The sequence below is a fragment of the Streptomyces sp. NPDC039465 genome (assembly GCF_055639315.1).
In genome coordinates this window covers 141222-164040 of the sequence record NZ_JBVKAP010000007.1, presented here as the reverse complement: position 1 = coordinate 164040, position 22819 = coordinate 141222, and the positions used below count along the sequence as shown (strand labels likewise).

Sequence of the window (22819 nt, the reverse complement as noted above, 5' to 3'; positions counted from 1 at the left end):
TGTCCGTGGTCCGTATCCGGGTTCTCGTGGTGGATGATCACCGCATCTTCGCCGAGTCGCTCGCCGCCGCCCTCGCGGCCGAGCCCGACGTGGACGTCTCGGCGGCGGGCAGCGGCCCCGCCGCCCTGCGCTGCCTGGAGCGGGCGGCGGCCGAGGGCCGCAGATTCGACGTGATGCTCGTCGACGCCGATCTCGGGGCCGCCGCCGCCCCTGCGGTGGCCCGCCCCGTCCCCGACGGCCCGGACCCGCTGGTCGACGGCATCTCGCTGGTCGCCGGGGTCCGCTCCGGCCAGCCCGCCGTGCGCATGGTGGTACTCGCCGAGAAGGACGACCCGCGCCGCGCCGCCCTCGCCCTCCAGGCCGGCGCCTCCGGCTGGGTCGCCAAGGACTGCTCCCTGCAGCGGCTGCTCACGGTGATACGGGGCGTGCTGCGCGACGAGACCCACCTGCCGCCCGCCCTGCTCACCGGCGTCCTGCGGGAGCTGACCGCGGCCCGCAAGCACCGCACCGAGAGCGAGCAGCTGGTCGAGTCGCTGACCCCGCGCGAGCGCGAGGTGCTGCGCTGCATGGTCGCGGGCCTGGGCCGCAAGGCGGTCGCCGAGCGGCTCTTCCTCTCCCCGCACACCGTCCGCACACATATGCAGAACGTGCTGGGGAAGCTCGGCGTCCACTCCACCCTGGCGGCGGTCGCCCTGGCCCGCCGGGCCGGTGTCGGCCCCGCCGAATCAGCCGGGGACGTTGTCGAACGGGGCGGTCAACTGGCGTAGCAGGGCGGCCAGTTCACCGCGCTGTGTACGGGACAGCTCGGCCAGGATCGCGCGCTCCTGGGCGAGCAGCCCGGCGAGCGCCTGGTCCGCCCGGTCGCGCCCCTCGGGGGTCAGCCGCACCAGCACACCCCGGCGGTCGCTCGGGTCGGGCAGCCGCTCCACCAGACCCTTCTTGGCCAGGCGGTCGATCCGGTTGGTCATCGTGCCGGAGGTGACCAGCGTCTGGGTCAGCAGCTGGCCGGGGGAGAGCTGGTAGGGGGCGCCGGCCCGGCGCAGCGACGTGAGGACGTCGAACTCCCAGGGCTCCAGATTGTGCTCGGAGAAGGCGAGGCGCCGGGCCCGGTCGAGGTGGCGGGCAAGACGCGAGACGCGGCTGAGCACCTCGAGCGGTTCCACGTCGAGGTCGGGGCGCTCACGGCGCCATGCTGCGACCAGTCGATCGACCTCGTCCTCCATGACGATCAGTGTAGAGGGTCTGTCGATATGAAGTCTCTTGACGTCAAGATATATTCTGCTTGACGATTGGGAAGGACCGGGCCGGAACCTCGTTCCGCTTTTGCGTTCCGTTCCAGCAAGGGGGCTCGAACATGTATTCCGTACCAACCTGGGATCCACAGCAGTATCTCCGGCACTCCGGACACCGCACCAGGCCCTTCCTCGATCTTCTCGGCCGGATACCGGACCTCCCCGGCGACGCCGCCCGGGCCGCCGGTCGCGCCGCGGACGTCAGGCCCGCCCGCATCGCCGACCTCGGCTGCGGCCCCGGCAATGTCACCGCACTCCTCGCGGACCGCTGGCCGGACGCCCACATCACCGGTTTCGACCTGTCACCCGAAATGCTGGAACAGGCCGAGAAACACTACGCCGGCACCACATTCGGCGGAGGCTGGCTGGACTTCCGCCCTGCCGACGCCGCCCACTGGACCCCCGACGAACCGTACGACCTGATCATCTCCAACGCCGCCCTCCAGTGGGTCCCCAACCACCCGGAGTCTTTCCCGCTCTGGCTCGACAAACTCACCCCCGGCGGCACCCTCGCCTTCCAGGTACCCGGAAATTTCACCTCACCCAGCCACGCCCTGCTCGGCGAACTCTGCGACACACCCCAATGGCACAGCCGCCTCGCCGACCAGGGCCGCCGCTTCGTCCACATCCTCGAACCCGCCGACTACCTGACCCGCCTCACCGACCTCGGCTGCCAGGTGGACGTCTGGGAAACCACCTACTCCCAGCTCCTGTCCGGCGAAGATCCTGTACTCGACTGGGTCAAGGGCACCGCACTGCGCCCCGTACTCACGGCTCTGGAGGGCGACGACGAGGCGATCGAAACATTCCTTAACCAGTACCGCACCCTCCTCCGCCAGGCCTACCCGCCCGGTCGGCACGGCACCGTCTTCCCCTTCCGAAGGATCTTCGCCGTGGCGAGGAAGCCATAAGCAGCAGCGCGGCCGGCGGCACCACCCCCACCAGGGGCCCACCGCCGGCCGCACCTCGCACCCAGCTCAGATCTTCCAGCCGGCTCAGTTCTTCCGGTGACCTATCAGCTCTTCCGGTGACCTATCAGCCGCGGCTTCTGCTCCAGACCGTCCAGACCGTGCCACGCCAGATTCACCAGATGCGCCGCGACCTCCGCCTTCTTCGGCTTACGGACGTCCAGCCACCACTGGCCGGTCAGCGCCACACTCCCCACCAGCGCCTGCGCGTACAGCGGCGCCAGCTTCGGATCGAACCCCCGGGCCTTGAACTCAAGACCCAGAATGTCCTCGACCTGCGTGGCGATATCGCTGATCAGCGACGCGAACGTACCCGTCGACTGGGCCACCGGCGAATCCCGGACCAGGATCCGGAACCCGTCCGTGTAGTTCTCGATGTAGTCCAGCAGCGCGAACGCCGCCTGCTCCAGCAGCTCCCGCGGATGCCCGGCCGTCAACGCACCCGTCACCCCGTCCAGCAGCTGACGCATCTCCCGGTCGACCACGACCGCGTACAGCCCCTCCTTGCCGCCGAAGTGCTCGTACACCACCGGCTTCGACACCCCGGCCTTCGCCGCGATCTCCTCCACCGACGTGCCCTCGAAACCCTTCTCGGCGAAGAGCGTCCGGCCGATGTCCAGCAGTTGCTCACGGCGCTCCGCGCCCGTCATCCGCACCCGGCGGCCACGCCGGGGCTTGTCGCTGCTGTTCGTACCGCCGTCGATCGCCACATCCTCAATCATGCCGCGTTCGCGGACTCGCTCCGGCGCCGGGCGGCGATCCGGGACTTGTCGGGCCACCGCACATCGTGCGCCCAGCCCGCCAGCTCGAACCAGCGGATCAGCCGCGCACTCGAATCCACCTGCCCCCGCAGCACCCCGTGCCGCGCCGACGTCGGATCCGCGTGGTGCAGGTTGTGCCACGACTCACCGCACGACAGCACCGCCAGCCACCACACGTTCCCCGACCGGTCCCGCGACTTGAACGGACGCTTCCCCACCGCGTGACAGATCGAATTGATCGACCACGTCACATGGTGCAGGAGCGCCACCCGCACCAAAGAACCCCAGAAGAACGCCGTGAACGCGCCCCACCACGACATCGTCACCAGACCGCCGATCAGCGGCGGCAGCGCCAGCGACAGCGCCGTCCACAGCACGAACTGCCGCGAAATCGCCCGAATGGCCGGATCCTTGATCAGGTCCGGGGCGTACTTGTGCTGCGGAGTCTGCTCCTCGTCGAACATCCAGCCGATGTGCGCCCACCACAGGCCCTTCATCAGCGCCGGAACCGTCTCCCCGTACCGCCACGGCGAATGCGGGTCACCCTCCGCGTCCGAGAACCTGTGGTGCTTACGGTGATCCGCCACCCAGCGCACCAGCGGCCCCTCCACCGCCAGCGACCCCATGATCGCCAACGCGATCCGCAGCGGACGTTTCGCCTTGAACGCGCCATGCGTGAAATAGCGGTGGAAGCCGATCGTGATGCCATGGCAGCCGATGTAGTACATCGCCACCAGCAGACCAAGATCCAGCCAGCTCACGCCCCACCCCCAGGCCAGCGGCACCGCCGCGAGCAGGGCCAGGAACGGCACCGTGATGAACAGCAGCAGCGTGATCTGCTCGATCGAACGCTTGTTGTCCCCGCCGAGTGTCGCGGAGGGGAGATCCGGGGCGGGTTCGAGCACGTCGGAGCTTGTGGTCATGGGTGTCCCCTGGGGGGTGAAGGAAAGTGGATGGACGCGCGGCTACGCTCCCGTAACCTACGGCGACGTAAGTATCGCAGCGCCCAGGCTCGCGGCAAGAGGGCCAAGGACTGCGCCGCGAAAATGGACACCTATCCTGGGTGCGTCGGACAGCGCGGTCCGCAAGCCTCCAGAACCCCTCCAGACGTGCTCAAACGCTGCAAGGAGCCGCACCTGTGAGCAGTGCCGACCAGACCCCCGCCGCCAACGCCGAGCTGCGATCCGATATCCGCCGACTGGGCGATCTGCTGGGCGAGACCCTCGTCCGGCAGGAAGGACCCGAGCTCCTCGAACTCGTCGAGAAGGTCCGCCGGCTCACCCGCGAGGACGGCGAAGCCGCAGCCGAGCTGCTCGGCGACACCGACCTGGAGACCGCCGCGCGCCTCGTCCGCGCCTTCTCCACCTACTTCCACCTCGCCAACGTCACCGAGCAGGTCCACCGCGGCCGCGAGATGCGCGAGAAGCGCGCCGCCGAAGGCGGCCTCCTCGCCCGCACCGCCGACATGCTCAAGGACGGCGACCCCGAGCACGTCCGCGAAACGGTCAAGAACCTCAACGTCCGGCCCGTCTTCACCGCACACCCCACCGAAGCCGCCCGGCGCTCCGTGCTCAACAAGCTCCGCCGCATCGCCGCACTCCTGGAAACCCCGGTCATCGAAGCCGACCGGCGCCGCCACGACCTGCGCCTCGCCGAGAACATCGACCTCATCTGGCAGACCGACGAACTCCGCGTCGTCCGTCCCGAGCCCGCCGACGAGGCCCGCAACGCCATCTACTACCTCGACGAGCTCCACGCCGGAGCCGTCGGCGACGTCCTCGAAGACCTCACCGCCGAGCTCCAGCGCGTCGGCATCGAGATCCCGGCCGGCACCCGCCCCCTCACCTTCGGCACCTGGATCGGCGGCGACCGCGACGGCAACCCCAACGTCACCCCCCAGGTGACCTGGGACGTCCTGATCCTCCAGCACGAACACGGCATCACCGACGCCCTCGAAGCCATCGACGAGCTGCGCGGACTGCTCTCCAACTCCATCCGCTACACCGGCGCCACCGAGGAGCTCCTCAGCTCCCTCCAGGCCGACCTCGAGCGACTCCCCGAGATCAGCCCCCGCTACAAGCGCCTCAACGCCGAAGAGCCCTACCGCCTCAAGGCCACCTGCATCCGCCAGAAGCTGGTCAACACCCGCGAGCGGCTCGCCCACGGCACCCCCCACCAGGAAGGCCGCGACTACCTCGGCACCGCCGGACTCGTCGAGGACCTCGCCCTCCTGCAGACCTCCCTGCGCGAGCACCGCGGCGGCATCGTCGCCGACGGACGCCTCGACCGCACCATCCGCACCCTCAGCGCCTTCGGCCTCCAGCTCGCCACCATGGACGTCCGCGAACACGCCGACGCCCACCACCACGCGCTCGGCCAGCTCTTCGACCGCCTCGGCGAGGAGTCCTGGCGCTACGCCGACATGCCCCGCGACTACCGGCAGAAGCTCCTCGCCAAGGAGCTGCGCTCCCGCCGCCCCCTCGCGCCCACCCCGGCCCCCCTCGACCCGGCCGGCCAGAAGACCCTCGGCGTCTTCCACACCATCAAGGAAGCCTTCGAGCGCTTCGGCCCCGAAGTCATCGAGTCCTACATCATCTCCATGTGCCAGGGTGCCGACGACGTCTTCGCCGCCACCGTCCTCGCCCGCGAAGCCGGCCTCGTCGACCTCCACGCCGGCTGGGCCAAGATCGGCATCGTGCCCCTCCTGGAGACCACCGACGAGCTCAAGGCCGCCGACGTCATCCTCGACGGCATGCTCGCCGACCCCTCCTACCGCCGCCTCGTCTCCCTGCGCGGCGACGTCCAAGAGGTCATGCTCGGCTACTCCGACTCCTCCAAGTTCGGCGGCATCACCACCAGCCAGTGGGAGATCCACCGCGCCCAGCGGCGCCTGCGCGACGTCGCCCACCGCTACGGCGTACGCCTGCGCCTCTTCCACGGCCGCGGCGGCACCGTCGGCCGCGGCGGCGGCCCCTCCCACACCGCGATCCTCGCCCAGCCCTGGGGCACCCTCGAAGGCGAGATCAAGGTCACCGAACAGGGCGAGGTCATCTCCGACAAGTACCTCATCCCCTCCCTGGCCCGGGAGAACTTGGAACTGACCGTCGCCGCCACCCTCCAGGCCTCCGCCCTGCACACCTCCCCCCGCCAGTCCGGCGAAGCCCTCGCCCGCTGGGACGCGGCCATGGACACCGTCTCCGACGCCGCCCACGCCGCCTACCGCAGGCTCGTCGAAGACCCCGACCTGCCCGCGTACTTCTTCGCCTCCACCCCCGTCGACCAGCTCGCCGAACTCCACCTCGGCTCCCGCCCCTCCCGGCGCCCCGACTCCGGCGCCGGCCTCGACGGGCTCCGCGCCATCCCGTGGGTCTTCGGCTGGACCCAGTCCCGCCAGATCGTCCCCGGCTGGTACGGCGTCGGCTCCGGCCTCAAGGCGCTGCGCGAAGCCGGCCTCGACCCGGTCCTCGGCGAGATGTACGGCCAGTGGCACTTCTTCCGCAACTTCCTCTCCAACGTCGAAATGACGCTGGCCAAGACCGACCTGCGGATCGCCCGCCACTACGTCGACACCCTCGTCCCCGACCACCTCAAGCACGTCTTCGACACCATCGAGGCCGAACACGCCCTCACCGTCGCCGAAGTCCTCAAGATCACCGGAGGCGAGAAGCTCCTCGACTCCCACCCGGTCCTCCAGCAGACCTTCGCCATCCGCGACGCCTACCTGGACCCCATCTCCTACCTCCAGGTCGCCCTCCTCGCCCGCCAGCGCACCGCCGCCGAACGCGGCGAGGAAGCCGACCCCCTGCTCTCCAGGGCCCTGCTCCTCACCGTCAACGGCGTCGCCGCCGGCCTGCGCAACACCGGCTGACCCCGACCGACCCCGCACACGACAGTGCCCCCGCCGGAACACTCCGACGGGGGCACTGCCTTACGCGAATCAGTGCTGCTGAGCCTTACGACGCCGCATCACCAGGAAGCCACCGACACCCGCGAGGGCGACGGCGACGGTGGCGAGCACACCCACCGGCGCACCGGCGCCCGTCTCGGCGAGATCACCGGAACCGCCACCCTGACCGGACGGGGCCGCCGACGGCGCCGACGACTCGCCGCCACCCGGCTGCTCCGACGCCGGAGCCGACGGCTCCGAACCAGGCTTGCCCGGCGCGGACGGCTCACCCGGCTTCGACGGCTCCGAACCAGGCTTCGAGGGCTCCGAACCCGGCTTGGACGGCTCCGACTTCTGCGGCTCGCAGTCCGTCTTGAAGACCTTGTGCTTCGCCCGGCCGTTCTCGCCCTCGAAGTTCCAGAACAGCTTGTACTGCCCGTCGGGCAGCGTCATCTCCGGCGTACGACCGTGACCGGAACCGTCCAACGACAGCGAACCGGCCTTCACCGTCGCGCCCTTGTCCAGCTCGTTGTTGGCCCAGGCCTCGATGTGCCAGTCCACCTTCTGGCCCGCGTCGAAGTTGAAGGCGTCGAGGTAGAAGGAGCAGACCTTGGGGACGTTCCGGCGGTCCTCCACGCCGGTCTTCGCGTCATGGATCTTCACGGTGCCGTTGTCGCCCTTGGGCTTGGGCGTGGCATGAGCGGAGGAAGTCAGCAGCAGCGGCACGGACATGGCCGTGACCAGGGCAGCACTGACGGAAACACGGATGCGCATGGGCAGTCCAACGTGAGAAGTGAGGGATGCCGTGGGGGGCGGCTCAGCCTCCCACGCACCCCACGCACCACCCAAACCCACGGCGATAACAATCGGGTGAATCTCAGGTTCCGCTACGCGCCCCGAGCTCCGACACGACTCTTCGAGCCCCGACGCAAGCCCCCCGCGCCCCCGACACGCCTCTCACAACGCGAAGAACGTCCCCACCAACACCGAACCACCCACCGCGGCCACACCCCACGCCACCCGAGGCAACCGCATCCCCCCACCGATCACCAGCGACGCCAGCAACAACGCCCCACCCAACGGCAGCCACGCGTGCAAACCCCCCGCCCAGCCCGTCCGCAGCGCCTCCTTCGTCCCCGGCTTCACCACCACCGGCAACGACTGCCCCTTCTGCACCGCCACAGAACTCGCGATCGTCACATCCGTACGAGCCCCACCAACCTCCGGCGCAAACCGGCCCGTACAGACCTCCTCACCACACCCCGCCACCGAAAACGTCCCGTGCTCACGGCCCTTCGACAACACCACATGCTGCGCCGAACCCCACGACGACCAGACACCCGCCACCACCAACAACACGGCCACCAACGCCATGGCGAGACTGCGGGCAAGGGGGACGAGGTCACTCCGCTTCATGAGCGGGGATCGTACAGGCGTACCCCTCAGGAGTTGTACGTGGACTGCGCCCGCTCCAACCCCTCGATGACCAACGCCTCCACCGCATCCGCCGCCCGGTCCACGAAATACCCGAGCTCCTTGCGCTCCGCCGACGAAAAATCCTTCAGCACGAAATCCGCCACCTGCATCCGCCCCGGCGGACGCCCGATCCCGAACCGCACCCGGTGGTACTCCGCACCCATCGCCTTCGTCATCGACTTCAGACCGTTGTGACCGTTGTCCCCGCCACCCAGCTTCAGCCGCAGCGCCCCGTAATCAATGTCCAACTCGTCATGAACCGCCACCACATGCGCCGTCGGCACCTTGTAGAAATCCCGCAACGCCGTCACCGGCCCACCCGACAAATTCATGTACGACATCGGCTTCGCCAGCACCACCCGACGATTCGCCGGACCCACAGGCCCCACACGCCCCTCGACCACCTGCGCCTGTGCCTTCTGCGCCCGCTTGAACTTGCCGCCGATCCGCTCCGCCAGCAGATCCACCACCATGAAGCCGACATTGTGCCGATTACCGGCATACTCCGGACCCGGATTACCGAGGCCCACGATCAGCCAGGGGGCGTTCGCGTCGGTCGTCATGTGCGTCACGTCTCCTCGAATGCGTACACGTACAGAGAAACGGGGTGGCGGGCCGCAGCCCACCACCCCGTCACATCAAGCAGAGCCTACGGCTCAGGCCTCGGCACCCTCAGCGCCCTCGGCACCCTCACCCTCGGCAGCCGGCTCCTCGGCCTGCGCGGCCAGAACCTGCAGCACCACGGCGTCGGCGTCCGTCACCAGGGTCACGCCCTTCGGAAGGGTCAGGTCCTTGGCGAGCAGCGAAGCACCGGCCTCCAGGCCCTCGACCGACACGGTCACGGCCTCCGGCAGGTGGGTGGCCTCAGCCTCGACGGAGACCGTGTTCAGCACGTGCTCCAGCAGGTTGCCACCGGCCTTCAGCTCACCCTCGGCCTGCACCGGAACCTCGACGGTGACCTTCTCGCCACGCTTCACCAGCAGCAGGTCGACGTGCTCCAGGAAGCCCTTCAGCGGGTCACGCTGCACAGCCTTCGGGATCGCCAGCTCGTTCGACTTGCCGTCGATGTCCAGGGACAGCAGAACGTTCGGCGTACGCAGCGCCAGCAGCAGCTCGTGACCCGGCAGGGTCAGGTGCAGCGGGTCGGTACCGTGACCGTACAGAACACCGGGAACCTTGTTGTCGCGGCGGATACGGCGGGCAGCACCCTTGCCGAACTCGGAACGGGTCGCGGCGGAGATCTTCACCTCGGACATATGCACTCCTCGTAAGCAGTAACGAATGTGGCTGAGTCACCCGGCCACGACTGGCCTGCTACGAAGAGCGCGTCGATAACGGACCGCCGCACCCATGGGTACGGCCTCCCTCGCCGAGCAACCTCGCCAGTCTACGCGGAAGGCCGCGAGCGACCCAATTGGATCACCCGCGGCCTTCTCGGCTTGAGGAACTGATCAGCCCTGCTCCTCGAAGAGGCTCGTCACCGAACCGTCCTCGAACACCTCACGCACCGCACGCGCGATCGTCGGCGCGATCGACAGCACCGTGATCTTGTCCAGCTCCAGCGAGCTCGGGTCCGGCAGCGTGTCCGTGAACACGAACTCGCTCACCTTCGAATTCTTCAGCCGGTCCGCGGCCGGACCCGACAGCACACCGTGCGTCGCCGTCACGATGACGTCCTCCGCACCATGCGCGAAGAGCGCCTCAGCCGCCGCGCAGATCGTGCCACCCGTGTCGATCATGTCGTCGACCAGGACACACACCCGGCCCTCGACCTCACCGACGACCTCGTGCACGGTCACCTGGTTCGCCACGTCCTTGTCACGACGCTTGTGCACGATCGCCAGCGGCGCGTCCAGCCGGTCGCACCAACGGTCGGCCACCCGCACCCGGCCGGCGTCCGGAGACACGATCGTCAGCTTCGACCGGTCCACCTTCGCACCCACGTAGTCCGCCAGGACCGGGAGCGCCGACAGATGGTCCACCGGACCGTCGAAGAAGCCCTGGATCTGGTCCGTGTGCAGATCGACCGTGAGGATCCGGTCGGCACCCGCCGTCTTCAGCAGATCCGCGATCAGACGCGCCGAGATCGGCTCACGGCCACGGTGCTTCTTGTCCTGGCGGGCATAGCCGTACGACGGAATGATCACGGTGATGCTCCGGGCCGACGCCCGCTTCAGCGCATCGAGCATGATCAGCTGTTCCATGATCCACTTATTGATCGGAGCCGTGTGACTCTGGATCAAGAAGCAGTCCGCGCCACGCGCCGACTCCTGGAAGCGGACGTAGATCTCACCGTTCGCGAAGTCGAAAGCCTTGGTCGGCACGAGGCCGACACCCAGCTGATGGGCGACCTCCTCGGCCAGCTCGGGGTGGGCGCGGCCGGAGAAGAGCATCAGCTTCTTCTCGCCGGTCGTCTTGATCCCGGTCACAGCACTGTCTCCTCAGACGTGTTCTCTGGCCGCGGGTCCCTCGAGCGCGAGCCAGCCGACTGTACGGACCCGGGGATGGCACCCCGGACCCCGAGCCGAATTAATGTGCACGTATCACGGTACGCCCAGTTCGGCGCACCTGTTTTCGGTCAGTCTTCGCCGTTGGCCTGTTCAGCCGCGACCTGGGCCGCCTGAGCGGCCGCGCTTCCAGGCCGCTTCCGGGCCACCCAACCCTCGATATTCCGCTGCTGGCCACGGGCGACGGCGAGCGAGCCGGGCGGCACATCCTTGGTGATCACGGAGCCCGCCGCGGTGTACGCGCCGTCCCCGACCGTGACAGGAGCCACAAACATGTTGTCCGAGCCGGTCCGGCAGTGGGAACCGATCGTCGTGTGGTGCTTCTTCTCGCCGTCGTAGTTCACAAAGACACTCGCGGCACCGATGTTCGAGTGATCACCGATCGTCGCGTCACCCACGTACGACAGATGCGGCACCTTCGTACCCTCACCGATCGACGCGTTCTTCGTCTCCACGTACGTACCGATCTTGCCCTTGGCACCCAGCCGCGTCCCCGGCCGCAGATACGCGAACGGACCCACCGACGCGTCCTCGCCGATCACCGCGGAATCGGCGACCGTGTTGTCCACCCGCGCCCCACGGCCCACCGTCGTGTCCTTCAGCCGGCTGTTCGGACCCACCTCGGCGTCCTCGGCGATGTGCGTGGCGCCGAGCAGCTGCGTACCGGGGTGGATCACCGCGTCCCGCTCGAACGTCACCGTCACGTCCACCAGCACCGACGCCGGATCCACGACCGTCACACCCGCCGTCATCGCCGCCGTCAGCAGCCGCTCGTTCAGCAGCCGCCGGGCCTCCGCGAGCTGCACACGGTTGTTGATCCCCAGGATCTCCCGATGATCACCCGCGACCGACGCACCCACCCGGTGCCCCGCCTCCCGCAGGATCCCCAGGACATCGGTGAGGTACTCCTCGCCCTGGCTGTTGTCCGTACGCACCTTGCCGAGCGCATCGGCGAGCAGCCGCCCGTCGAAGGCGAAGACCCCGGAATTGATCTCCCGGATCTCCCGCTGCTCGGCCGAGGCGTCCTTGTGCTCGACGATCGCCGTGACGGCCCCGGAGGCGTCCCGCACGATCCGGCCGTACCCCGTGGAGTCCGGCACCTCGGCGGTCAGCACGGTGACGGCGTTGCCATCACCGGAGTGCGTGGCGGCGAGGCTCTTGAGCGTCTCACCGGACAGCAGGGGCGTGTCACCACACACGACGACGACGGTCCCCTCGGGCGCCTGCCCCAGCTCTTCGAGGGCCATACGAACGGCGTGACCGGTGCCGTTCTGCTCGTACTGGACGGCGGTGCGGGTGCCCTCGTAGTACGCGTCGAGATGCCCCTTGACCTGCTCACGGGCGTGCCCGACGACCACGACGAGGTGCTCGGGGTCGAGCTCACGGGCTGCGGAAACGACGTGTCCGACGAGCGAGCGCCCGCAGATCTCGTGCAGGACCTTGGGGGTCTTCGACTTCATGCGGGTGCCCTCACCCGCTGCGAGGACGACGACGGCTGCCGGGCGGTTGGCGCTCACGGGAATGCCCTTCGGCTTCGGGTGGTGGACATCCGCAGGATACCGGGGGGTTCCGGGGGAGAAATGAGTGCGGGTCCCGACCGAGGAGGTCAGGACCCGAACCAAGAAGCTCCCCTGCCAGGACTCGAACCTGGAACAAATCATCCAAAGTGACCCGTGTTGCCGATTACACCACAGGGGATGGCTTCCCAGGTCAAAACGGACAATTTTTTAGTCCTCTGACCTGGCGGCCTCCACTATGCCGTACCAGGACCCCTCGATGCGACGGTAGAGCTCGGCGCTCTGCCGGACTTTGACGACGAGGCAGCCTCGATAGTCCTCGCCGGTGTTTTTGCGGACCGTCTTGGGGTTGTGTTTCTTGAGCGTGGTCTTGTTGAAGGCGCCGCGATCCGCCCCTACGAGACTTGCCCAGTACTGCTCGGCGCCCTCGACGTCGGCGTTCTCGTGGATCATCACGCAGTACCGGACAAGTTCCCGTTCCACCCCGATGAGATCGAGCCAGGCGAGGAAGATCTGGATCATCCCGGGGTCGCTGTTGACGAACGCTACGTTCTCCCTGCGGTCGTAGGGCTTGTCCTTACTTCCCTCCGCCCAGTAGAGGCCCACGCCCAGAAGGAACAGCTCGCGGTCCGAGAGGCTGCCGACCTCGCGCGCGGCGGTGCGCTTGGTCGCCTGCCGCTCCTCCTCGCGCCGCTTCAGCGTGGCCTCCCACCCGCGCCTGGCGATCTCCGACGCCTCCTCGCGGGTCCGTTTCCGCTCCGGCTTCGGCAGATCCCTCACCCACAGCGAGATCGAACTCTTCGAGCACCCCAGCTCCATCTGGATCTGGTCGTACGTCTTTCCCTCCCGCCGGAGCTCCCGCGCCCGCTCCCTTAGGTCGTCCTTCGCGTTCGGGCGCTTCGTCCACTCCGGGGCCGGTTCGCCGGTCAGGAGGCGGTTGAGGATGTCGTTGTTGTCGATCAGTAGGCGGTCGCGGATCTGGCGGCGGCTGAGGCCTTCGCGGCGCAGGGCTACGGCCTGGCGGCGCAGGCCCTCGAAGTCGGCGTATTTGCCGGTGGCAGTCGTCATGGGCATACCGTCGTCCGGAATCCGGACGTCCGGCTCGAAAGCGCAGTCGATTCAGTTGTTCGGGGGATAACCGCCCGTTTCGATGGCGAATCGCCATGTTCCGTGCTCCCGCACTCCCCGGAAAATCGCTCGCGGCCGCCCGTAGTCTGGGAGACATGACCACAACGGGGGCACACCAGGACGCGGCGGGCGTGGCCGCCCGTGGCTGGTGGTGGTGGGAGCGGCGGCGGAGTGTCGCGTTGGACGTGGGGCTTGGCCTGGTGTCCGCGCTGGAGTGTGCGCTGCAGGGGGTCGGGTTCGCCGATCGGGCCGGGGTGCCGGTGCCGGTGGGGGTGTTGTTCGGGCTGGTCGTCGGGGCCGTGTTGGTGGTGCGGCGGCGGTGGCCGATCGTCGTCGTTCTCGTGTCGATCGCGGTGACGCCGGCCGAGATGGGTTATCTGATGGGCATCGTCGGGCTGTACACGCTCGCGGCGTCCGAGGTGCCTCGGCGGATCATTGCCGCGCTCGCGGGGATGTCGATGGTCGCGGTGATGATCGTGACGTTCGTGCGGTTGCGGCAGGACATGGCGGAGGCGGATTTCGACGCCTCCGCGTGGTACGTCCCGTTGGTGTCGGTGATCATGACGCTGGGGCTGAACGCGCCGCCTGTGCTGTTCGGTCTGTACATAGGGGCGCGGCGGCGGCTGATGGAGAGTCTGCGGGAGCGGGCGGACAGTCTTGAGCAGGAGCTGTCGCTGTTGGCGGACCGGGCTGAGCAGCGGGCTCAGTGGGCGCGGCAGGAGGAGCGGACGCGGATCGCGCGGGAGATGCATGACGTGGTCGCGCATCGGGTGAGTCTGATGGTGGTGCATGCGGCGGCGTTGCAGGCGGTGGCGTTGAGGGATCCGCAGAAGGCGGTGAAGAACGCGGCTCTGGTGGGTGACATGGGGCGTCAGGCGTTGACGGAGCTGCGGGAGATGTTGGGGGTGCTGCGGGAGGACGCGGCGCCGGTGGGGCAGGTGCGGGCGGTGGCTCCGGTGCCGTTGGCGGCGGTGGGGGTGGCCGCGGCTGCGGCTGCTCAGGCTGCGGCGGATGCGGGTGGGGGGTCCGAGGGGCCGTGTTTGGAGCATGTGGCGGAGCTGGTGGAGCAGTCGCGGCAGGCGGGCACGGTGGTGGAGCTGGTGGTGATGGGGGAGGTGCGGGCGTATGCGCCGGAGGTGGAGCAGACGGCGTACCGGGTGGTGCAGGAGGCGCTGACGAATGTGCACAAGCATGCGGCGGGCGCGAAGGTGATCGTCCGGCTGGCGCACCGTGAGGCGGAGGTGGCGATGCAGGTGGAGAACGGTCCGTCGGACGGGGCGGTGGCGGATGCGGGTCTGCCGAGTGGGGGTAATGGTCTGGTGGGGATGCGGGAGCGGGTGACGGCTCTCGGTGGGGTGTTTGTGTCGGGTCCGACGGATGCGGGTGGTTTCCGGGTGTCGGCGGTGTTGCCGACGGGCCGCGCTGCCTGAGCCTAGGGGCTGGCCTGGGTCAGGGGGAGACCAGGCGGGTGGGGCGGGCTCCGGTGATCAGGGTGGCGAGGGCGGCGTCGATGGTGTTGCCGAGGTACCAGTCGCCGGTGTGGTCGAGGCTGTAGACGCGGCCTTGGGTGTCGATGGCGAGGACGGCTTGGTGGTCGCCCTCTTCGCCGAGCGGGGCGATGTCGGTGTCGAGGGCGCGTCCGAGGTCGGCGAGGGTGCGGGCGAGGTGGAGCCCGGCGAGTGGGTCGATGTGGAGGGTGGCGGGGGCTATTTCGCGGCCGGGGCCGGGGGCGGTGATGTGGAGTCCGCCGAATTCGGCCCAGGCTTCGACGGCGGCGGGGAAGAGGGTGTGGCGGTGGCCGGCGGGGGAGACGTGGGCGCGCAGGGTGTCGGCCCAGTGTTCGGCCTGTTTGATGTCCCAGCGGCCGGGCTGCCAGCCGGCTTCGCGTAGGGCGGCGTCGACGGCTACGGGGAAGCGGGTGGTGTTGAGGTCGGGCATGAGGGGGCGGTCAGCCGTTCTGGGCGGTGGGGTCGACGGGGCGGACGCCGAAGTGGGCGAGCATGGCCGTGCAGGAGCGGCAGGGGGCGGCGTAGCTGCCGTGGAGGGGGTCGCCGTCCTCGCGGATGCGCCGGGCGGTGAGTTTGGCGTGTTTGAGGGAGCGGCGGGCTTCGCTGTGGGTGAGGGGTTTGCGCTGGGCGCGTTTGGAGCGGCTTGCTTCGGTGGCGGTGAGGTGGCGGGAGAGCAGGATGGCTTCGGGGCAGCGGCCGGTGAAGCGTTCGCGTTGGCCGCTGGTGAGGGTGTCCAGGAAGTCCTGGACGAGGGGGTGCAGCGGGGGCGGGTGTTCGCCGCGTCCGGCGGTGCAGGTGAGGGTTTCGCCGCGTACGGAGAGTGCTGCTCCCACGGTGGGGAGGATGCCGTCGCGGCGTTGACGCAGTAAGGGGGCGCGGTTGGGTTCGGCGCTGCTCCAGCTGAGGCGTGGATCGCCTCCGGTATTCGTCGTACCGGTCGGTGCTGCGTACATGGTGCTGTCTTCCCCTCCTACGCAATCCCCCGAGTTGCGGTTACAGCCTGCCAAATGGGGTGGGTCGTGTGGAAGCTGGGGCTCTGAAACGTGTCGTGGGTGTGTCGTGGGGGTGGTGTGGGGGCGTCTTTGGGTCACGTGGCTGTGACGGTTGGTCACGGTGGAAGTGGGCTGGGACCGGGTGGCGGGGCACCGCATAGGCTGTGCGGAACCAGCCAGACGTAGCAGGGGGTCATCCGCCATGACGACAGGTCGGCTCGGGCTTGGGGCACCTCCCGGCCCCCAGGGCCGGGGGAATGCCGCGCCACCGAACGCGGCCTACGCCGGGCAGGTCGTGCACTTCCCGGATCCGGTCCGGGCGTCCCGGCATCCTAGAGGGGTGCGGGTGGACGAGAACGGCTATCCGGATTTCTCGCCGTACGCGCGGGCCGCCGCCGAGATCGCCGATCCTCCGGAGGGGTTCGGTGTGGACGAGTTGCGGCTCACGGATTACGTGTCGGCGAATGCGGCGCAGCATGCGGCGGGCCATGAGCTGTGGGACACGGTGGCGCCGGTGGCGACGCCGCACGGCTGGACGTGGCATCACGCGGCGGGGTCGCGCCGGATGGAGTTGGTGCCGGTCGAGGTGAAGGCGTTGCTGCGGCACCACGGTGGCGTGGCGACGGCTGCGGTGGATCAGGGGAAGCGGGGTACGCGGCCTCTTCAGGAGACGCGGCCCGCGCATTTCGGTCTGCCGAAGGGGTCGGTGTCCGTCTCCGAGCAGCAGTTGCTCGGGGTGGAGGAAGATCTGGGGTACCGGCTGCCGGGTGCGTACCGCTCGTTCCTGAAGGCGGCGGGTGGCTGTGCCCCGGTGGGTGTGGCGCTCGATGCCGAGCTGGGGCTGCTGGTGGACCAGCCGTTCTTCACGGTGCGCGAGGAGGCGGCGGTCAATGACCTGGTGTACGTCAACAAGTGTCTGCGTGATCATCTGACGAAGGACTATCTGGGCGTCGGTTTCGTCCAGGGCGGGATCCTCGCGGTGAAGGTGAAGGGCGGGGACATCGGCTCGGTGTGGTTCTGTGCGTATGACGATGCGCGGGATCAGGACGGGTGGAGTGTGCAGGAGCGCGTGGAGCGGTTGTTGCTGCCGTGCGGTGCGGACTTCGACGAGTTCTTGCAGCGGCTGGCGGGGAGTCCGCCGGAGCTGGAGACGGTGGCGAACCTGATGGTTGACGGCGGCTTCGCGCGTGCTGTCCCGGTTTCGGACGAGGGGTGAGCGCCCGATGGTGACCTTCGCGCAGGCGCAGGAGCGCGCGGAAGAGTGGATCAACGGCGATGTGCCCGTGTATCAGCACCGGGAGGTGCGGGTGCGGGAGTTCGAGCTGGGGTTCGTGGTGTGGGCGGAGGACCGTGAGGACGGTCCGACGTCGGACGGTGGCCGGCAGCGGCTGGTGATCGCTCGGGACAGCGGCGAGGCGTCGTTGTGGCCGGGGTTGCCGGTGGGTGAGGTGATTCGCCGGTATGAGGAGGAGTACGGGGTGGCGCAGGAGGCGTCGGAGCCTGTGGCGGCGGCGCCGGAGCGGATCGATCTGAATCAGACGTCGTTCTTGCTGAGCCCGCCGGAGTGGTTGCAGGAGGCGGCGGACAAGCTGGGGATTCCGGACGCGCGCAAGGGCGAGTCCGCGGAGTCCTCGCCCGCGCCCTCGCCCGCGCCCGCTCCCTTGTCGTCCGAGCCGGGCGTTGCGCCTGCTGTGCCCGCCGCGCCTGCTGTGGCGTCGGTGAACGCGTCGCAGGCGGCCGGGAGTTCGTCGGACCAGTCCGCGCCGTGGGAGCCGGCTTCGTCGTCGGGGGCCTCTTGGCCGAGTGCCGGGGCCGGTGGTCCGGAGCACGAGCCGACGGCGTCCGAGGGGGTGCCGCCGCGTGCGCCGTGGGCGGATGCGAACGCCTCGGACGACGACAGTGGTTCCGTACCGCTGCCGGCGACGGTGTTCGCGCCGCCGCTGTCCGGTACGGACGACGAGGACACTCCGCCGCCGGCGGTGGGTGCGGATGCTCCGACGGCCTTGATATCGGGCGGGAGCCAGCTCCCGAAGACGGCGGTGGCTCCTGCCCTGCGCCCGGACGCCCCGGCGCCGGCCCCGGCCCCGGGTGCCCCTGGGGCCTCTGGTGCTTCCTTCCCGCCCGGAGCCCCGGCCGCTCCCGCCGATCCGTTCGCCGTGCCCGGCGCGGGGGCGACGCCTCCGCCCGCGCGGGATCCGTTCGCCGCGCCCGCGGGCGGGTCCGCGGACATCGCGGACGCCGCGACCAGCAAGGCCGCGCTGCCGCCGAGGGCCGGGCGGGGGAGTGGGGCGACCACTCCGCCGCCGCCGGCTCCGCCCGGTGTTCCGGGTGCGCCCGGTGGTGGGGGCGTGCAGCACGCGGCGACGATGCTGGCGCATCCGGGTCCGGCCGGTCCTGGTACTCCGCCGCCGCCTCCGGCTCCCCCCGGTGCCCCTGGCGCTCCCGCTGCTCCTGGTGCGCCCGGCGCTCCCGGGGGCGGGGTGCACCATGCCGCGACGATGCTGGCGCATCCGGGTCAGGTCGGGCCCGGTGCGCCGCCGCCGCCGGCTCCGCCCGGTGTTCCGGGTGCGCCCGGTGGTGGGGGCGTGCAGCACGCGGCGACGATGCTCGCCCACCCGGGCCCCGGTGGTCCGGGGACGCCGCCGCCTCCGGCTCCCCCGGGTGCGCCCGGGGCTCCCGGTGGCGGGATGCAGCACGCGGCGACGATGCTGGCGCATCCGGGCCCGGGTGGTCCGGGTACCCCGCCGCCTCCGGCGCCCGCACCGGCGCCCGCCCCCGGCCCTGTGCCCGGTCCCGCGTACGGGTATCCGCAGCAGCCGACCGGTCAGCCGACCGTCGGCCCCGGCTATCAGGCCGTGCTGCGCTACCGCGCGCCGGACGGGTCCGAGCAGCAGCTCATCCGCCGTTCGGCGCCGGGCACTCCGCATCCGGAGTGGCAGATCTTCCATGAGCTGCGCGCCATGAACATCCCGCCGGACCAGGTGCTTGAGCTGCACACCGAGCTGGAGTCGTGTGAGCTGCCGGGTGGTTACTGCGCCCGGATGATCCGGGAGACGTGGCCGCAGGCGCGGATCACCAGCATCGCGCCGTACGGCCGGGACCATGCGGGCCGTCAGCAGGGTATGCGTCAGCTGCTCACGCACCAGGGGGAGTTGCACCAGGTCGCGGACGGTCCGGCGCGGCCGGCTCCGGTGCGGGCGCCGCTGCCGCAGGTGCAGCCCGCGCCGCCGGTGCCGCCGGAGGCGATCGCGCAGGAGCTGGCGGGCGCGTTCGGGCCGGGGATCTGCCGGTTCGACCAGCGGGCGGTGTCCCGTCAGGGCGTGCCGGAGATGGTGGCTCGTACGCTCGTGTGGGCGGGGCTTCCGGCGGACTTCGGGCCGTTCTTCTGGGCGCAGCCGGCCCAGCCGGTGGTGCCGACGCTGGCCGAGCTGGCCGCGCAGCGGCAGGTGCAGCCGGCGGCGGACGCGGGCTCGTATCTCGTTGTCGGTTCGGACTTCGGCCGGGCGATCTGTGTGCAGTACGGCACGGCGCACATCGTGGCGGTGCCGGTGGAGGCCGGTCCGGGTGGTCAGCCGGTGGCGCCGCAGTTCGTGAACAGCGGTCTGCCGGAGTTCACGCGGTCGATGGCGCTGCTGGGGCGGATGTGGCGGCTGCGGTTCGGGCTCAATCCGGAGCAGGCGGGGCGCTGGACCGTGGACTTCCAGGCGCAGCTGGCGATGGTGGATCCGGCGGCGCTGGCGTCGCCGGAGAGCTGGTGGTCCGTACTGCTGGAGCAGATGTGGGACGGGCTGCTGTGAGCTGAGCCTGTGGAGGAACGTGTACGAACGTGCACGAACGGCGGTGCCCCGGTCTGGATTCAGGCCGGGGCACCGCCGTTTCTGTCCGCAATTGCCGCATCCTTGACCGAGGAAGGGTCCATCGTGAGAGGAGCCGACAGGGATGAGTTCGGAAGCGACATCGCATGGCTTCGCCGTCGTCCGCCGCCGCGGCTACGGCTATCGCGCGGAGCAGGTGGACTGCCGGGTCGCTGACCTCTCCGCGGAGCGTGACACGGCGTGGGAGCGGGCGGCGCGGCTCACCGTCCTGGCGAAGGAGATGGAGGAGGAGGCGGCGCGGCTGCGGGCGGTGGTCGCGGCGCTGGCTCCGCAGCGGTACGAGTCCCTGGGCAGCCGGGCCCAGCACATCCTGGTCCTCGTGGAGGACGAGGCGGACGCGGTCCGGGCGGGGGCGGCCGAGCAGGCGCAGGCCCTGTGGGACGCGGCCGAGCTGGCGGGGCGTCAGGCCAAGGACGCGGCGCGCGCCGACGCGGACGCGGTCCGGGCGGAGGCGGAGGAGTGGGCGCGTGAGGTGCTGCGGTCGGCCGGGGCGGAGGCGGATGCGGTACGGGGAGCGGCCCGCGCCGACGCCGAGCGGGAGCGGGGCGAGGCGCAGGAGGAGCTGGAGGCGACGCGCCGCCGGATCGACGAGCTGCTCGCCGCGGACGAGGCGGAGCGGGCCGAGCGGCTGGAGGAGCTGGAGCATGAACTCGCCGAGCGGGAGGCGGCGCTGGAGGCCCGGCACGCGGAGCTGACGGGCTATGCGGAGGCGCGGCTGTCGGAGGTGAAGCGGGACTTCGCCGAGCTGGAGGAGAGCGTCCGGCACGGCCAGGAGGACGCCGACGCCCGCGCGGAGGAGCTGCTGTCGGCGGCCCGGGCGCAGCGGGAGCGGATTGAGCGGGACACGGAACGGGTGCTCCGGGAGCACGCGGAGGCCCGGGAGGAGCTCCAGGCCCACATGGAACACGTCCGCAGCAGTCTGGCGGCGCTCACCGGGCGGGCGGCGGCGGTGGAGACGGAGGACGAGGAGTCCTGAGGGTACGGCTCGTCGGTTCCTCCGTCCCGCTCGCCGACGTCTGGTCGGGGGCGCCGTCGAGGGCCTCCTCGGTGAGGACGGGGAAGCGGCGCGGGGCGAGGGTGAGCAGGGCGATGAGCGCCAGGGCGGCGGCGGCCGCCGCGCCCACGTACACGTACTCCACGGCCGCGTCGACGGCCCGCCGTACCGGTTCGGAGGCGGTGCCGTCGGTGAGGGTGCGGGCGAGGGAGTCGAAGTCGTCGCCGCCGCCGAGCCGGGCGGCCAGGACGCCGTTGGCGACGGCTCCGAAGAGCGCGGCGCCGACGCTCTGGCCGACCTGGCGGCAGAAGAGGACAGAGGCGGTGGTGGTGCCCCGCTCGGACCAGGGCACGGTCGACTGGACGCCGACGATCAGCGGCAGCTGGAACAGGCCGAGCGACGCGCCGAGCAGCAGCATGATCAGGGTGGGCTGCCAGGGCTCCCCGGGGAACGGCAGGAACGGGAAGGCCAGCAAGGTCAGCAGCGACAGGGTGATGCCGATGACGGCGGTGAGCCGGAAGCCGATGCGGGTGTAGAGACGGCTGGAGAACGCCGCGCTCACCGGCCACGTCAGGGTCATCGCGGAGAGGACGAAACCGGCCGCGATCGGTCCGAGGCCGAGGACGGCCTGGGCGTAGGTGGGCAGGAAGACGGTGGGGGCGACCATCAGCAGGCCCAGGGCGCCGAGGGCGAGGTTGACGGCGGCGATGGTGCGGCGGCGCCATGTCCAGCCGGGGATGATCGGCTCGGCGGCGCGCCGTTCGATGACGACGGTGAGCGCGGCGGCCACGGCGGCGGCGCCGAAGAGGCCGAGGGAGGGCGCGGAGAGCCAGGGCCAGGCGACGCCGCCCTGGACGAGCGCGGTGAGCAGCAGGGTGCCGGTGACGAAGATGGCGAGCGCCCCGAGCCAGTCGACCTTGGGCCTGCGGCGGCCCTCCCGTGCGGCCCGTTCTCCCGTACGCGAGCCGTCCCGGCCTCCGGCGCCCGTACGCGCGCTGCCCCCAGCCTCCCGGGCCGGTTCCACCAGGTGGCGGGCGATCAGCCACAGGGCCAGCGCGCCCACCGGCACGTTGATCAGGAAGATCCAGCGCCAGTCGGCGTAGCCGGCGAGCAGGCCGCCCGCCGCCGGGCCCGCGACCGAGGCCGTGGCCCAGACCGAGGAGAGCCGGGCCTGTATCTTCGGGCGTTCCTTGAGGGGGTAGAGGTCGGACGCGAGGGTCTGCACGGTGCCCTGGAGCGCGCCGCCGCCCAAGCCCTGGACGATGCGGAACGTGATCAGGGACGGCATGTTCCAGGCGGCCGCGCACAGCACCGAGCCGATCAGGAAGAGGATGATCCCGGCGATCAGGACCGGCTTGCGGCCGAAGGTGTCGGAGAGTTTGCCGTAGACCGGGAGGGTCACCGTCACGGCGAGGAGATAGCCGGAGAAGAGCCAGGAGAAGACGGCGAGTCCGCCCAGATCGCCGACGATCTGGGGGACGGCGGTGGAGACGATGGTGCCGTCGAGGGCGGCGAGCGCCATGCCGAGCATGAGGGCCGCGACGACCGGCCCGCGCCCGCGAGGGGCGGTGGACGGTGACGCGGCAGCCTCGGTCGCTTCGCTCACCGGGATTCCTTTCCCTATGCATGTATCGCGCCCGGGACAGCCTCTCACTTGCACCTCACCCTGCGGGAGGGGGCAGAGTCCTGGGAGTGGGGGTCGGCCCAGGGGTGGAGAGCCCTTAGGGGGTCCTCCCTCATCCGGACCGGGGGCGGGTCGTCCCGCCGGAGGAGGTGATGGCCGAAACCGGTCCTTACCTTGGTCTTACGGGGCAGGGGAGAGCCCCGGCACCGACCCGGGGGGTGGGGAAAACCCCAGGGTGAAGAGTGCGCTGCGCACCAGCGCGTCAGCCCCGTCGCCCCGACAGACTCGAAA

20 protein-coding genes and 1 tRNA gene are annotated in these 22819 nt (G+C 70.3%); 7 read left to right on the top strand and 14 right to left on the bottom strand.

The genetic code is table 11. The annotated features are described in order from the left end of the window. The first annotated feature begins 5 nt into the window (after window positions 1-5). On the top strand, window positions 6-767 hold the full coding sequence (locus tag ACZ7LT_RS23525; protein WP_471238044.1) for a LuxR C-terminal-related transcriptional regulator: 762 nt from the start codon (window positions 6-8) through the stop codon (window positions 765-767). On the opposite strand, the gene tamR is transcribed toward ACZ7LT_RS23525, so the two are convergent. After that, a complete protein-coding gene (tamR, locus tag ACZ7LT_RS23520; RefSeq protein ID WP_019887016.1) occupies window positions 726-1223 on the bottom strand; it encodes a MarR family transcriptional regulator TamR in 498 nt (165 codons plus the stop codon). The genes ACZ7LT_RS23525 and tamR overlap by 42 nt on opposite strands. Before the next feature lie 131 nt (window positions 1224-1354). Between tamR and ACZ7LT_RS23515 the strand changes: the two genes are divergently transcribed. Beyond that, window positions 1355-2203, top strand: coding sequence for a trans-aconitate 2-methyltransferase (locus ACZ7LT_RS23515; protein ID WP_471238043.1), 849 nt, complete (start codon window positions 1355-1357; stop codon window positions 2201-2203). 104 nt (window positions 2204-2307) lie between these two features. On the opposite strand, the gene ACZ7LT_RS23510 is transcribed toward ACZ7LT_RS23515, so the two are convergent. Together ACZ7LT_RS23510 and ACZ7LT_RS23505 are read right to left on the bottom strand one after the other, a co-directional pair. Next, window positions 2308-2982 carry a TetR/AcrR family transcriptional regulator gene (locus ACZ7LT_RS23510; protein WP_471238042.1) on the bottom strand — a complete coding sequence of 225 codons (675 nt, stop codon included), beginning with the start codon at window positions 2980-2982 and terminating at the stop codon, window positions 2308-2310. Continuing rightward, window positions 2979-3944: an acyl-CoA desaturase gene (locus ACZ7LT_RS23505; RefSeq protein WP_471238041.1), complete on the bottom strand. Its 966-nt coding sequence runs from the start codon at window positions 3942-3944 to the stop codon at window positions 2979-2981. Before ACZ7LT_RS23505 ends, ACZ7LT_RS23510 begins: the two co-directional genes overlap by 4 nt. 215 nt (window positions 3945-4159) lie before the next feature. Between ACZ7LT_RS23505 and ppc the strand changes: the two genes are divergently transcribed. Next, window positions 4160-6889 carry a phosphoenolpyruvate carboxylase gene (ppc, locus tag ACZ7LT_RS23500; RefSeq protein WP_471238040.1) on the top strand — a complete coding sequence of 910 codons (2730 nt, stop codon included), beginning with the start codon at window positions 4160-4162 and terminating at the stop codon, window positions 6887-6889. A gap of 69 nt (window positions 6890-6958) precedes the next feature. Here the strand turns inward: ppc and ACZ7LT_RS23495 are convergent, their stop codons facing one another. From ACZ7LT_RS23495 to ACZ7LT_RS23460, 8 genes are all read right to left on the bottom strand, one after another. After that, window positions 6959-7681, bottom strand: coding sequence for an LPXTG cell wall anchor domain-containing protein (locus tag ACZ7LT_RS23495; RefSeq protein ID WP_471238039.1), 723 nt, complete (start codon window positions 7679-7681; stop codon window positions 6959-6961). Window positions 7682-7864: 183 nt separating this feature from the next. After that, window positions 7865-8323: a hypothetical protein gene (locus tag ACZ7LT_RS23490; protein ID WP_471238038.1), complete on the bottom strand. Its 459-nt coding sequence runs from the start codon at window positions 8321-8323 to the stop codon at window positions 7865-7867. Between the two features lie 26 nt (window positions 8324-8349). Further along, window positions 8350-8946, bottom strand: a complete 597-nt coding sequence (pth, locus tag ACZ7LT_RS23485) for an aminoacyl-tRNA hydrolase (RefSeq protein WP_471238037.1) — start codon at window positions 8944-8946, stop codon at window positions 8350-8352. Between the two features lie 93 nt (window positions 8947-9039). Beyond that, window positions 9040-9639 (bottom strand): 50S ribosomal protein L25/general stress protein Ctc, encoded by a 600-nt coding sequence (locus ACZ7LT_RS23480; protein ID WP_471238036.1) that lies wholly within the window; start codon window positions 9637-9639, stop codon window positions 9040-9042. 195 nt (window positions 9640-9834) lie between these two features. Continuing rightward, a complete protein-coding gene (locus ACZ7LT_RS23475; protein ID WP_471238035.1) occupies window positions 9835-10812 on the bottom strand; it encodes a ribose-phosphate diphosphokinase in 978 nt (325 codons plus the stop codon). 149 nt (window positions 10813-10961) lie between these two features. Further along, window positions 10962-12407 carry a bifunctional UDP-N-acetylglucosamine diphosphorylase/glucosamine-1-phosphate N-acetyltransferase GlmU gene (glmU, locus tag ACZ7LT_RS23470; RefSeq protein WP_471238034.1) on the bottom strand — a complete coding sequence of 482 codons (1446 nt, stop codon included), beginning with the start codon at window positions 12405-12407 and terminating at the stop codon, window positions 10962-10964. 109 nt (window positions 12408-12516) lie between these two features. Further along, window positions 12517-12588 (bottom strand) — tRNA-Gln (locus tag ACZ7LT_RS23465). Between the two features lie 29 nt (window positions 12589-12617). Next, complete coding sequence (locus ACZ7LT_RS23460) at window positions 12618-13475, bottom strand: hypothetical protein (protein ID WP_471238033.1); 858 nt, start codon at window positions 13473-13475, stop codon at window positions 12618-12620. A 155-nt stretch (window positions 13476-13630) separates the two neighbouring features. Between ACZ7LT_RS23460 and ACZ7LT_RS23455 the strand changes: the two genes are divergently transcribed. Further along, window positions 13631-14965, top strand: a complete 1335-nt coding sequence (locus tag ACZ7LT_RS23455; protein WP_471238032.1) for a sensor histidine kinase — start codon at window positions 13631-13633, stop codon at window positions 14963-14965. 19 nt (window positions 14966-14984) lie between these two features. On the opposite strand, the gene ACZ7LT_RS23450 is transcribed toward ACZ7LT_RS23455, so the two are convergent. Together ACZ7LT_RS23450 and ACZ7LT_RS23445 are read right to left on the bottom strand one after the other, a co-directional pair. Further along, window positions 14985-15473 carry an SUKH-3 domain-containing protein gene (locus ACZ7LT_RS23450; RefSeq protein ID WP_471238031.1) on the bottom strand — a complete coding sequence of 163 codons (489 nt, stop codon included), beginning with the start codon at window positions 15471-15473 and terminating at the stop codon, window positions 14985-14987. A gap of 10 nt (window positions 15474-15483) precedes the next feature. Continuing rightward, window positions 15484-15996 (bottom strand): YwqJ-related putative deaminase, encoded by a 513-nt coding sequence (locus ACZ7LT_RS23445; protein ID WP_471238030.1) that lies wholly within the window; start codon window positions 15994-15996, stop codon window positions 15484-15486. A 241-nt stretch (window positions 15997-16237) separates the two neighbouring features. Between ACZ7LT_RS23445 and ACZ7LT_RS23440 the strand changes: the two genes are divergently transcribed. The 3 genes from ACZ7LT_RS23440 to ACZ7LT_RS23430 all read left to right on the top strand — a co-directional run bounded on the left by ACZ7LT_RS23440 (window position 16238) and on the right by ACZ7LT_RS23430 (window position 20886). Beyond that, window positions 16238-17251, top strand: coding sequence for an SMI1/KNR4 family protein (locus ACZ7LT_RS23440; RefSeq protein WP_471238029.1), 1014 nt, complete (start codon window positions 16238-16240; stop codon window positions 17249-17251). Between the two features lie 7 nt (window positions 17252-17258). Further along, window positions 17259-19832, top strand: a complete 2574-nt coding sequence (locus ACZ7LT_RS23435; protein WP_471238028.1) for an SUKH-4 family immunity protein — start codon at window positions 17259-17261, stop codon at window positions 19830-19832. A gap of 142 nt (window positions 19833-19974) precedes the next feature. Beyond that, the gene (locus ACZ7LT_RS23430) at window positions 19975-20886 is read left to right on the top strand and encodes a cellulose-binding protein (protein WP_471238027.1); all 912 of its coding nucleotides are present in this window, start codon (window positions 19975-19977) and stop codon (window positions 20884-20886) included. Here ACZ7LT_RS23430 and ACZ7LT_RS23425 read toward each other — a convergent pair. Then, window positions 20840-22510, bottom strand: a complete 1671-nt coding sequence (locus tag ACZ7LT_RS23425) for an MFS transporter (RefSeq protein ID WP_471238026.1) — start codon at window positions 22508-22510, stop codon at window positions 20840-20842. The genes ACZ7LT_RS23430 and ACZ7LT_RS23425 overlap by 47 nt on opposite strands. Between the last annotated feature and the right edge of the window lie 309 nt (window positions 22511-22819).